The sequence below is a fragment of the Cellvibrio mixtus subsp. mixtus J3-8 genome, from assembly GCF_000766945.1.
Classification (GTDB): Bacteria; Pseudomonadota; Gammaproteobacteria; order Pseudomonadales; family Cellvibrionaceae; genus Cellvibrio; species Cellvibrio mixtus_A.
The window spans coordinates 1-10,665 of sequence record NZ_KN266208.1; the positions used below are offsets into that span (position 1 = coordinate 1).

The 10,665-nt window shown below is 54.3% G+C and carries 12 protein-coding genes; 1 reads left to right on the forward strand and 11 read right to left on the reverse strand.

The annotated features are described in order from the left end of the window. Positions 1-150 precede the first annotated feature (150 nt). From flgL to flgB, 11 genes are read right to left on the reverse strand one after another with little or no spacing between them, the layout of a single operon-like run. Positions 151-1,065 (reverse strand): flagellar hook-associated protein FlgL, encoded by a 915-nt coding sequence (gene flgL / locus A596_RS10555; RefSeq protein ID WP_039914664.1) that lies wholly within the window; start codon positions 1,063-1,065, stop codon positions 151-153. 60 nt (positions 1,066-1,125) lie between these two features. Further along, a complete protein-coding gene (flgK, locus tag A596_RS10560) occupies positions 1,126-2,493 on the reverse strand; it encodes a flagellar hook-associated protein FlgK (RefSeq protein ID WP_039914665.1) in 1,368 nt (455 codons plus the stop codon). Between the two features lie 22 nt (positions 2,494-2,515). Beyond that, on the reverse strand, positions 2,516-3,469 hold the full coding sequence (locus tag A596_RS10565; protein ID WP_084128234.1) for a transglycosylase SLT domain-containing protein: 954 nt from the start codon (positions 3,467-3,469) through the stop codon (positions 2,516-2,518). Between the two features lie 12 nt (positions 3,470-3,481). Continuing rightward, a complete protein-coding gene (locus tag A596_RS10570; protein WP_039914666.1) occupies positions 3,482-4,600 on the reverse strand; it encodes a flagellar basal body P-ring protein FlgI in 1,119 nt (372 codons plus the stop codon). A gap of 27 nt (positions 4,601-4,627) precedes the next feature. Next, positions 4,628-5,311 carry a flagellar basal body L-ring protein FlgH gene (gene flgH / locus A596_RS10575; protein ID WP_039914668.1) on the reverse strand — a complete coding sequence of 228 codons (684 nt, stop codon included), beginning with the start codon at positions 5,309-5,311 and terminating at the stop codon, positions 4,628-4,630. Between the two features lie 10 nt (positions 5,312-5,321). Further along, on the reverse strand, positions 5,322-6,107 hold the full coding sequence (flgG, locus tag A596_RS10580; protein WP_039914669.1) for a flagellar basal-body rod protein FlgG: 786 nt from the start codon (positions 6,105-6,107) through the stop codon (positions 5,322-5,324). 30 nt (positions 6,108-6,137) lie between these two features. Next, positions 6,138-6,866 carry a flagellar basal body rod protein FlgF gene (locus A596_RS10585; RefSeq protein ID WP_039914670.1) on the reverse strand — a complete coding sequence of 243 codons (729 nt, stop codon included), beginning with the start codon at positions 6,864-6,866 and terminating at the stop codon, positions 6,138-6,140. Between the two features lie 15 nt (positions 6,867-6,881). Then, entirely contained in the window at positions 6,882-8,069 is a 1,188-nt protein-coding gene (gene flgE, locus A596_RS10590; protein WP_039914671.1) for a flagellar hook protein FlgE, read from the reverse strand. A gap of 23 nt (positions 8,070-8,092) precedes the next feature. After that, a complete protein-coding gene (locus A596_RS10595) occupies positions 8,093-8,761 on the reverse strand; it encodes a flagellar hook capping FlgD N-terminal domain-containing protein (protein WP_039914673.1) in 669 nt (222 codons plus the stop codon). Then, on the reverse strand, positions 8,761-9,189 hold the full coding sequence (gene flgC / locus A596_RS10600; protein ID WP_039914674.1) for a flagellar basal body rod protein FlgC: 429 nt from the start codon (positions 9,187-9,189) through the stop codon (positions 8,761-8,763). The genes A596_RS10595 and flgC overlap by 1 nt, the downstream gene beginning before the upstream one ends. Before the next feature lie 3 nt (positions 9,190-9,192). Further along, positions 9,193-9,570 (reverse strand): flagellar basal body rod protein FlgB, encoded by a 378-nt coding sequence (gene flgB / locus A596_RS10605; RefSeq protein WP_039914675.1) that lies wholly within the window; start codon positions 9,568-9,570, stop codon positions 9,193-9,195. A gap of 186 nt (positions 9,571-9,756) precedes the next feature. On the opposite strand from flgB, the gene flgA reads away from it, so the two are divergent. Beyond that, positions 9,757-10,560 carry a flagellar basal body P-ring formation chaperone FlgA gene (gene flgA / locus A596_RS10610; protein ID WP_160280125.1) on the forward strand — a complete coding sequence of 268 codons (804 nt, stop codon included), beginning with the start codon at positions 9,757-9,759 and terminating at the stop codon, positions 10,558-10,560. The last annotated feature ends 105 nt before the right edge of the window (positions 10,561-10,665 follow it).

A 10,665-nucleotide genomic window follows, 5' to 3' on the forward strand; every position in this document is an offset into this window, starting at 1 on the left:
CTTCTGCCGTGTTGCCGTCGACGGCACGCGCCGCCTGGTTGCGCTGCGGCGCAGGGTTGAGGCGCGAGCGACTGTAAGCCTGGCTATTGGCTTCGAGTGCGCTGGAAACGGCAGTCTGCGTATCAATCTTCATTGATCAATATTCCCCGCTTATAACAAGCTAAAAAGGGACAACTGGTTAATTTTCAAGTAGGTTTTCTGGGTCGCTTGTAATGCCAGTTGATAGTTGTTCAGGTCGATAGTCGCGCCGGCATAATCCAGTTGCGACAGTTCGCCTTCGATTTTTTTGTTCACCAGCGACACTTCATCATTACTATCGCTGAGCAATGCCAACGTATTTTGACGGCCGCCCAGTTCGGTAATGTTGCCCAGCAGCTTGCTGTGGGTAACATCCAACTGATCAATAGTAGCCCTGATTTGCGTACCCACAGCCGGATCAGATGCATCGAGCGCCGGATCTTTCAGCATGGTCACTACTGCGTGCAATTCATTGAGCATATCCATGCCGGCGCCGAAGATATTCATCGCCGTCACGTTCTCTTCCACCAATACACCGTTAGCCACCGCCGCCTGGCGATACTTGTCATTGCCGGTCACTGAGTAGGTTTCAGTCGCGGCGTCATAGGTGACTGACGGTGTATCGCTCAAGGTACCGGAGAATAAATAACGGCCTTCTTCATCGCGTACGTTGGTGGCGGTAAACAGGGTTTTTTCCAGGTTTTCCAGCTCGCCCGCAATCGCGGACAGGTCTTCACTGGTGTTGGAGCCGTTGGCAGCCCAGAGCAAACGGTCGCGCACATTGAGGATGGCGTCGGAGATGGATTTTAAATTGGCCTCCTGGGTGGACAGGCTGCCGGAGACGTTATCGATGTTCTTGCGATATTGTTCCAGGCTCGCCTCTTCGCGCTGCACACGCATGACACGCACGCTGGCGATAGGATCTTCCGACGGCAACAACATACGCTTGTTGGTCGCCAATTGCTGCATGATCTTGCCCAATTGCGCCGAATTGCCATTCATAGAGTTATGCATGGTGGCGGTGATCTGTGCATTGGTAATCCGCATGTGCTGCCCCTTAAATCGGTTTAATCCTGGATCTGTGTTTTCCGGTGGAATGCGGCGGCCCTAGAAGGCGGCGAGCATGTCATCAAATAATTGGTTCGCCGTTGAAATCACTTTCATGTTGGCCTGGTAAGCCTGCTGGTACGTCATCAGGTTCACCGCTTCTTCGTCCAGGCTAACCGCGCTCACACTGTCCCGCTGGGACTGGGCCTGCTGGGTGACTGTGGTAGTCGATTTCAAATCCGCCTGGTTCTGGCGGCTGTTGCTCGCCACCTGCCCTAACAACCCGGTGTAGGCATCGTTCATGGTCACCGAACTGCCACCGAGGGTGATGTTCTGGCTTTTGATGGCTAATAAATCCAGCAATACTTCGTTATTGCCCGTTTCACCTGCCGCCGATGAAAACGCCAGTTCTTCCGGCGCCAGTGCATTCACCTGCAATAGTTTTGTGGCGCTGGTTGGATCATAGGCCAGCAACGCCGTACCAGGGTTGCCAGCCAGGTCAAAACCGGTAAGCAAGGTGGTGTTGACCTTATCGGCGAACTGGTCAGCCATTTCGTGGAGTGCATCCATCGCCGGGCGCAAATCGCCGTATTCAACATCATATAAACCGCCAAACGCGCCACCGAAACCATCCTGCTTAAGGGGAAAATTAGTGCCAAGGAATGCCAGCGATACTTGCTGCTCGCCCGTCATGGTGACTGTGATTTGCAACTCGCCCGCTGAAATACCGGATACCAATGGCTGGCCGTTGGACAGAGACACATTGAGCGCGCCATCCGGTGTTTCGTTCACCCGAATTGAGGCGAACTTGCTGAGATCTTTCACCAGGCTGTCGCGATGATCGCGTAACGCGGTGGTATCACCCTTAACCGCTTCGGTCTCCACAATTTTTTTGTTGAGTTTGGCGAGGTTATCGGTCAGCCCGTTGATTTCCGTCGCCATCGCCGTGCGCTGCTCGTGTAATGCCTGTACCTGCGCGTTGATATTGCTGCTAAGGCCATTAAAACGCTGGGCCAGATTGCCTGCTTCCGCCAGCACTTGCTGGCGCAGGGCGATAGAGTTAGGGGTCGCACTGGCTTCACTTAAGGCTGCAAAAAAATGATCAAGGCCAACACTGATACTGGAACCTTCACCCGCCATCAACCCTTCCAGCGCGGTGAGGTATTCCTGGCGCGCGCCGAAATAGTTTTGCTCGGTGGTCGCCCGCCAGAGCTGCTGGTTCTGGAATTCGCTCGCCATCCGGCGAATGCTGCTCACTTCAACACCACCGCCCACATTCAAGCCGCCGGGGCCGGAAAGGGATTGGGTAATCGTGGTTAACCGGCTGAAGCCAGGGGTGTTGACGTTGGCGATATTCTGGCCAGTCGTCGCAATGGCCACTTGCGCAGCGCGCACCCCGCTCAGGGCGATGTTGTTGAGTGAACTCATAATTGTCTTTCCTGTATTTCGCCTACTTGTTTAAGGCGACCGGATCATTGGCGCGATTAAATGAATTTTGCTCGGCAGACACAGGAATATTGCGAGTATTTACCGCACCGGATTGGCCGAGTTCGGACAGGATACGGCTGGTGTAATCGCGGGTTTCCTTGAACGGAATTTGACGCACCCAGGCCGAAGTACTGATTTGTCCCAACCGCGGATCGCCATTGCGCTCCAGCCATTCATCCACACGTGCCGGGCCGGCATTATAGGCAGCCAGGGCGAGCGCTTGCTCACCGTCGTACCGGTCCAGCATCTTGCCCATAAAGGCGGTTCCCAATTGTTTGTTGTAGTCAGCATCGCGCGTAAGGCGATGAAGATTGAACTGCACCCCCAGCTCCTGTGCCATCTGGCGCGCGGTCTCAGGCATCAATTGCATAACACCGAGGGCGCCTTTGCTGGAAACCGCATCCACTCGGCCAGCGGATTCCTGTTTGATTACCGAATCCACCAGCGCGCTAAAGCTGGCCGAACCTTTGTCCCAGATATTTTCCAGGCTATCCACCCCGCGCTGCCAACTACTGCGCAGGCTGCTGAGGCTTAACGAATTATCCATCGCCGCTGAACGACGCTCCGGCATCGCAGCAGCTTGTGCTTGTTCACCGGCTTCACTGACTGATTGAGCCTGGCTGGCACTTCCGGAAAGCTGTTTTACCAGCATATCCGCAATGCCTGTCTGGCGTTTTCCAGCGAGTGTTTCGGCCAGAACACCATCGTAAAAATCGCGCATGGTGTCCATTTCGCGGCTGCGCAATGGATTATCCGCCGCCAGCACATCACCCGCCTTGCGCATTTGCTTGAGCACTTGCTGCAAGAACATGGCCTCGAATTGTTCGGCGGCCATATCGAGCGCTGGTTTTTGGCCGGCGATAGTATTCGTGCCGGCCGAGGGATTGGTTGAGTTATTGAGGGAGACGATACTCATCGAACCTATTCCTTAAATCACAATCAATTCAGCATTCAACGCACCGGCTTTTTCCAGCGCCTGCAGGATGCTCATGACATCATCCGGCGTAGCGCCCAGGCTGTTGACGGTACTGATAATACTGTCCAGGCTCGCGCCTTCCGGCCACTTGAACATAGCATTGGCTTCCTGGTCCACAGCGATATCCGATTGCGGCGTCACCGCCGTTTGTCCGCGCGAAAACGCGCCCGGTTGGCTGACTTGGGAGGATTCGTTGATCGTCACCGTCAACGAGCCATGGGCCACGGCGGCCGCTTTTACCCGCACACCTTCACCCACAACGACCGTACCGGTGCGACTGTTGAACACCACTTTCGGACGGGTGCGACCAGTATCCACTTCCAGCATTTCCAGCATCGCTACAAAGCTGGTGCGCTGGCCGGCGGAGAGCGGCGCTTGCAGGGAAACCTGGGTACCGTTCAATGCGGTGGCGACGCTGGTGCCGAATTTGGCGTTGATCGCATTTGCCACTTTGGTGGCGGTTTGGAAACTGGGTTCGCGGATATTCAGCATGATGTCCTTGCGGTCCGCAAAATCGGTGGCGATGGAGCGCTCAACCGTCGCACCATTGGGAATCAACCCGGTGTTGGCAGTATTGATGGCGACGCTGGAACCGCTCGCCCCCTGCGCATTTAAACCGCCAACGATCAACGCCCCCTGCGCCAGCGCATAGGTTTCGCCATCCACACCCATCAGCGGGGTCATCAGCAATTGCCCGCCGCGCAGGCTTTTGGCGTCGCCCAACGAAGAAACCGTTACATCAATATGTTGCCCCGGTCCGTACGACGGCGGGATAGTCGCTGTCACCATTACGGCGGCAGCATTTTTAAGTTTGGGGTCGATATTCGGCGGCAAGTTGATGCCGAATTGCTTGACCATATTCACCGTGGATTGGCTGGTAAATTTCACCTGGTTTTTATCGCCGGTACCATCCAGGCCAACCACCAATCCATAGCCTACTAACTGATTAGTACGGATACCTTCAATATCCACCACATCCATCAGCGGCACTGCCTGAACCGGTTTAATAACCATCGCCCCGAGTAACAATACGGCAGCGGCGAGGCGACAACAGCAAAGGGAAATACGCATAAATTATGGCTCCAGGCCCATCATTGATCAGAGCGGGAACAACGGATTAGTGAAGAAACGGGTCAACCAGCCGGCCTGGTTACTTTCATTCAGCGCGCCGCGCCCCGAGTAGGAAATACGGGCATTGGCCACATTGCGCGAGCTGATCTGGTTGTTATTGTTGATGTCATCCACGCGCACCAAACCGCTCAGGCGAATGAACTCATCGCCCTGGTTTAGCCGCAGGGATTTCTCGCCTTTCACCAGCAGCGTGCCGTTGGGCATCACCTGATGCACGGTGACCGCAATAGCGCCGCGCAAGGCATTTTGCTGGGAGCTCTCAGCGGCACCACTGAAATCGCGCGAGCTGGAAATAGAGGTTTCCGCATCGGGATAATCTTTACCGAGCACGCGCGGCACACCGATGCCCACATCGGAGGATTTACCGTAGCTGGTGCCAGCGCTTTTGCTGGATTGGGTAGATTCATCCAGCACGATGGTGAGGATATCGCCCACCCTTAACGCGCGTTTGTCCTGGAGCAACGAACCCGATGCATAACCGGCGCGGAACAAGCCGCCACGTGTAGCAGGCGGCTGGCTGTAGTCCAGTACCGGCGGCTGGTAATCGTCGGTATCTTCACCCGTCACCTTGGCATAGTGCTGACAACCGCTCAGGGCTACCACGGCGGACAAGGCGACAGGCAAGGTGAAAAGAGAGGCGAATGATTTCATCAACAATGACTCACACGTTCTGGTTGAGGAATTGCTGCATGCTGGAGGAAGCATCCAGCACTTTGGCGTTGGCTTCATAGGCGCGCTGGATAGCGATCATCGACACCATGGCTTCCACCACCTGCACATTGGAACCCTCCAAAACACCTTGTTTGATTAACCCCAAACCTTCCTCACCGGCAACCCCTTCCACCGGCTCGCCACTGGCGACAGTTTCCTTATAGAGGTTGCCACCCAGCGCTTCCAGGCCGGCCGGGTTAACGAAATTAACCAACGTGATCTGGCCCAGCTCCACCGGATTGGTATCGCCCGGCAATACGGCGGTAACAATGCCATCGCTACCCACGGTAAAACGGCTGGCGCCCGCCGGCACTTCTATCGCTGGCACCAGCGGCAGACCTTGCGCGTTTACCATCACCCCTTCCGCATTCAATTGCAGTTGGCCGCTTTCGGTATACAGGACTTCACCAGAGGGTGACTCCACCTGGAAAAAACCGCTGCCGATAATCGCTAAATCCATCGGCTGGCCAGTGGTTTGCACATTGCCTTCGGTAAACACCTTTTGCGTGCCCGCAATGCGCACACCGCTGCCCAACTGGATACCGGACGGAATCGTATTGACCTGGTCCGCCTGCGCACCCGGTTGTTTTTCGATGGCATAAAACAAATCTTCAAACACCGCGCGGTCGCTTTTAAAACCGGTGGTATTAACGTTGGCGAGGTTGTTGGCGATGGTCGCCATCGCTTTATCCTGCGCCGCCAACCCGGTTTTACTGACCCATAATGCTGAACTCATAATGCTTCTCCTCTTGGCGATAACAGCAGATTAACTGCCGCGGATCATGCGATTGCCGGCGTTGGAAAGGTCTTCCGCCGCTTTCATCATCTTTACCTGGGTTTCAAACAGGCGGTTCAAACTCATGGATGCCACCAGCTCTTCAATCGCGGAAACGTTGCTGGATTCCAGGTGGCCGGATACCAGCGTCACTGCATCACTCTGTTCTGCTAACGCGCCGCTTTTGGTGACCAGCATGCCGTTTTCGTCTTTGGCGAGATCGGCAGCAGCAACATCCACACGCTTGATGCGATCCACTTCGGTCATCAGCGTTTCACCGCGCGGGCGCACCGACACAACACCGTCAGAACCGATATGGAGGCTGTCGTATTCCGGCAGCACAATCGGACCACCCTCGCCCAACACCGCGCGGCCATTAATGGTCAGGCGTTGCGAAGCATCGATCTGCATATTGCCGTTGCGGGTGTAAACCTCGCCGTCGCCACTTTCGAGCGCGATCAGGCCCTGGCCCTGGATCGCAAAATCCAGGTCGCGGCCGGTGGCGATTAAGGCACCGGGGGTTAAATCCACCCCGTTGTTTTGCGCCAGCGCCATATGGCGGCTGTCGTAGCCGTAGCCTTGAATGCTGGCGGCGCGCGCTTGCTCCATATCAGCGCGGAAGCCGTTGGTGCTGGCATTGGCAAGATTGTTAGCACGCACTTGCATGGAAAGCAGTGTGCGGCTGGCGGAAGTCATGGCGGTATAACCGAGGCGATCCATAAATCATTGCCTCCGTTAGATAGCGCCAAACAGCACTTGGGTCAGCTCTTTATCGGTGGAGAGCACTTTGGTGTTCGCCTGATAGTTGCGTTGGCTTTCCATCAAACCCACCAGTTGCTGGGTTAAATCCACGTTGGAGTTTTCCAGCGCACCGGTACGCAATTCGCCAAACACGCCAACACCGGCAACACCAATGATGGGCGCACCGGACTCGGATGTTTCGCTCCAGTTAGTGCCGCTTTCATTCTGCAAACCGCCCACATTGGCAAAATTCGCCAGCGCCACCTGGCCCTGCAACATGCGCTCGCCGTTGCTGTAGTTGGCGTAGACTTTTCCATCTTTCTCCACCGCAATGCCAATCTGCTCGCCGGAGGCATAACCGGAAGCACGGTTAGTGGTCACGACAAAATTGGAACCGGTTTGGGTGGAACGGTTGTAGTCGACCGCCACCGCAACCGGATCAACGCCTGCCGGAGAAAAAGTTACCGTTACTGGCGCGGCCGGAGCAGTCAGTTGGCCGGAAGTATTGAACGTCAACGCTTGCGGAGCACCTACTGCCGCACCATCCGCGTAGTAATGGGCGTTCCAGGTATTGGCACCGGTCTTGACGAAATACTGGGTCAGGGTGTGCTCTTTACCTTGCGAGTCAAACACCTTGGTGGTGTAAGTGGAGTTAAAGGTATCGGCATTGGCCGGATCGAACGGGGCTACAGTCGGTACCGTTTCATTCGCATCCAGGTTCATCACAAATGCCAGGGAATCTGTCGCTTTCGCTGGCAAGTTGGCGTTTTGCAATTGCAGGTCGCTCATAGTCCCAGTCAGCAAATTGCCACTGGCATCAATCGGATACCCTTGCAAACGCTGGCCAGCGGCGTTGACGATAAAATTGCTTTTGTCGGTACCAAACACACCGGCGCGGGTGTAATTCAAATTGCCGGTAGAAGCTTTGGTCACAAAAAACCCGCCGCCAGAAATTGCCAGGTCCAAATCGCGACCGGTAGTCACCAAAGAACCGCCTTTGCTAATGCTTTGGGTTTGGCCAAGCACCTCCACACCCATCGCCTGGCTGTCGGCGTAGATGCTGCCGAACTCGGTGCGCGAGGATTTAAAACCGGTAGTGCCGACGTTGGCGATGTTGTTGCTGATGGTGTCCAACTGTTCGTTGACCGCGCTCAGGCCGGTCAGGGCGATATTAAAGCTCATGAGTTGATGTCTCCTCTGATTGACTAAAGCAACCCGGCAAGCGGAGCCTGACCGAATTCCGTGATTTTGTAGAAAGGCACTGCGCCGGCACCGGCTACGTCCAGTACCGGGCCATCGGCACTTACGCGCACGTTGTTTACCAGGCCATTAACCTCCAGGGTCGGGTATTCGCCGCTGTCGCTGCTGATTTCCACCTTGTATTTACCGGGCGATAAACCCAACGCCGCCGGATTGATTTCCACCGGCACCAGGCCAGGCGCCTGCGAACCTAGCTTCAGGGTTTTGCTCACGCCGTTAACATCGGTCAATTTCACCTCCACCGCGCCGGCCGCATGTGCCAGGTTGAGTTGGCCTTTGATTGAATCACTGCCGACATCAAGGCTATCCACCGCGACTTTCACTTCCTGCCCCACCAATCCGGCGGCAGTCAGGGTTTGCAGGTTATCCATCAACACCAAATTGCTTTTGCTCAGGCTGGTCATGTTTTCCATGCTCTTGACCTGGCTCATTGCCGAAAACTGGTTGAGGAACTCGGTGCTATCGATCGGTTTGGTCGGGTCCTGGTTCTGGATCTGCGCCACCATCAGGCTGATGAAATTATTTTCCATCTGCGTCGCATCACTGACGTTTACAGTGGGCAGTTGGTCGATGCTGTAAGGGTTAGAAACAGTGTTGTTATTAACTGTCGCCATTACGCTTCTCCCAACTTCAGCAAGCCTTGCTGCATGCCTTTGATGCGATTAAGCACTTCCACATTGGTTTCGTAATTGCGCGTGGCCGCCATCATGTCGGTCATTTCTTCGATCTGGTTGATATCCGCGTAAAACACATAACCATCGCGATCCGCGAGTGGATTATTCGGCTCGTAACGACGCTGTGGCTCATTGCCCGCCGTAATCACATCCAGCACTTGCACATGCGCGCCGCCCATCCCCTGGCTGCGCGTCATCTGGTCATTTTCATAAATTGCGGCGAACACCGGCTTGCGCGCTTGATACACATCTTCCGCGCGTGTTGCCGCCGAATCGGCGTTAGCCAGGTTACTGGCGATGGTATTCAGGCGCACCGTTTGCGCGCCCATCGCCGAACCGGCGATTTTATAAATCGAATCAAAAGCCATTTCTTAACGCCCCTCTATCGCTTGTTTCAAACCGCGAAATTTCATATCCAGGAATGTCAGGCTGGTTTGGAAATCCATGGAATTTTTAGAAAAATTGGATTGCTCCATGCTCAGGTCAACCGTATTGCCGTCCAGTGACGCTTGCATGGGGGTGCGATACAGCAGTTGCGGAACTGACTTTCCGTCTGCCCCGACACTGATGTCCCCGATATCAAATGGCGAATCCGCGCGTTGCAGTTCGCGCGCAAAATCCAGGTCACGTGCCTGGAAGCCGGGTGTGTCTTCGTTCGCAAGGTTTGCTGCAAGAATTTCACTGCGCTGAACGCGCAAATCGAGCGCCTGCGCATGAACACCCAACGCCTTATCAATATCTATACTCATAATCCAAATGCTCATAAGGAGTGATATGGCACAGCTTTAGCAGGAAGCATGCCCAGAGATAAAACGAGGCTTATCAAATTGATTTCATTGAATTTTATTAAATCGACGCGCGCAAAAACGCCAGCGACATTTCCGCATTTGGACCAAAGGGGAAAAGCATGCGGAAGCAGTTTTTCCGCATGTACTTTGTTAATTTTTCGATGCAATTTCGCAGATGTTCTTTCGGGTCTCGTTGCAGGCACTGTAGAGCGTTTCGCACATGCCTCTTTTATAGAGCGCTGGAAATTTGTAGCGGGCTTTTTGATATTGCTATGTTCAATCGCCACTATCGTGAATGCCGAACCAACTGTTGATCAGCAAATCGATCAAGCCATTCACCAACACCTGCAAACCTTGATGAATAAACAAGCCGCCGAAAAAAACTGGCAAGGCATGCGTCTCGTATTGGTAAACACTCCGTTAACCAGCACAAATAAACTCACACCCTGCCCCACAAAAATAAAAGTCAGCGGCGGCAATGCAACAAAATTATCTCGCGAACAATTAACACTGGAATGTTCAGGCATGAAAGGCTGGCCAATAAAAGTCAGTAGCGACATGCAAGTATTTCTCCCCATAGTAACCAGCACCGCCGTCATCAATCGCGGCGAAACCATTCAACGCAACCAATTACAAACTCAGGAAACCGACATCGCCAAACTCCAACGCGGCTTCTACCACCGCGCAACCGAGATCATCGGCATGGGAGCCAAACGCCGCATCCGCGCCAATCAAATCCTCAGCCCGGATTTAATCGACCAACCGCAACTAATCAAACGCGGCGAAAAAATAAAAATCATCGCCAACCGCGATGGCATTTCGGCGTCCATGCCGGGTGAGGCGTTGGAGAAAGGGGGTGAGGGGGAAGTTATTCGGGTTAAGAATTTATCGAGTGGGAAAACGATTGAGGCAAAGGTGATTGAGGCTGGTGTGGTGACGAGTACGTTTTAAATTGATTACATAACAATAATATCCAAAGCACGTCCCCATTCTCTGAAGAAAAAGCAAGTAGGTTGGGCAGCAATGCCCAACATTTTGGCAATTAAATAGCATTGT

What these genes read in the sequence shown, in the direction of transcription:
- A596_RS10570 (WP_039914666.1), bottom strand. Translation starts at nt 4,600, where the DNA reads ATGCGTATTTCCCTTTGCTGTTGTCGCCTCGCCGCTGCCGTATTGTTA.
- flgC (WP_039914674.1), bottom strand. Translation starts at nt 9,189, where the DNA reads ATGGCTTTTGATTCGATTTATAAAATCGCCGGTTCGGCGATGGGCGCG.
- flgL (WP_039914664.1), bottom strand. Translation starts at nt 1,065, where the DNA reads ATGCGGATTACCAATGCACAGATCACCGCCACCATGCATAACTCTATG.
- A596_RS10565 (WP_084128234.1), bottom strand. Translation starts at nt 3,469, where the DNA reads ATGAGTATCGTCTCCCTCAATAACTCAACCAATCCCTCGGCCGGCACG.
- flgG (WP_039914669.1), bottom strand. Translation starts at nt 6,107, where the DNA reads ATGAGTTCAGCATTATGGGTCAGTAAAACCGGGTTGGCGGCGCAGGAT.
- A596_RS10595 (WP_039914673.1), bottom strand. Translation starts at nt 8,761, where the DNA reads ATGGCGACAGTTAATAACAACACTGTTTCTAACCCTTACAGCATCGAC.
- flgB (WP_039914675.1), bottom strand. Translation starts at nt 9,570, where the DNA reads ATGAGTATAGATATTGATAAGGCGTTGGGTGTTCATGCGCAGGCGCTC.
- flgH (WP_039914668.1), bottom strand. Translation starts at nt 5,311, where the DNA reads ATGAAATCATTCGCCTCTCTTTTCACCTTGCCTGTCGCCTTGTCCGCC.
- flgK (WP_039914665.1), bottom strand. Translation starts at nt 2,493, where the DNA reads ATGAGTTCACTCAACAACATCGCCCTGAGCGGGGTGCGCGCTGCGCAA.
- A596_RS10585 (WP_039914670.1), bottom strand. Translation starts at nt 6,866, where the DNA reads ATGGATCGCCTCGGTTATACCGCCATGACTTCCGCCAGCCGCACACTG.
- flgE (WP_039914671.1), bottom strand. Translation starts at nt 8,069, where the DNA reads ATGAGCTTTAATATCGCCCTGACCGGCCTGAGCGCGGTCAACGAACAG.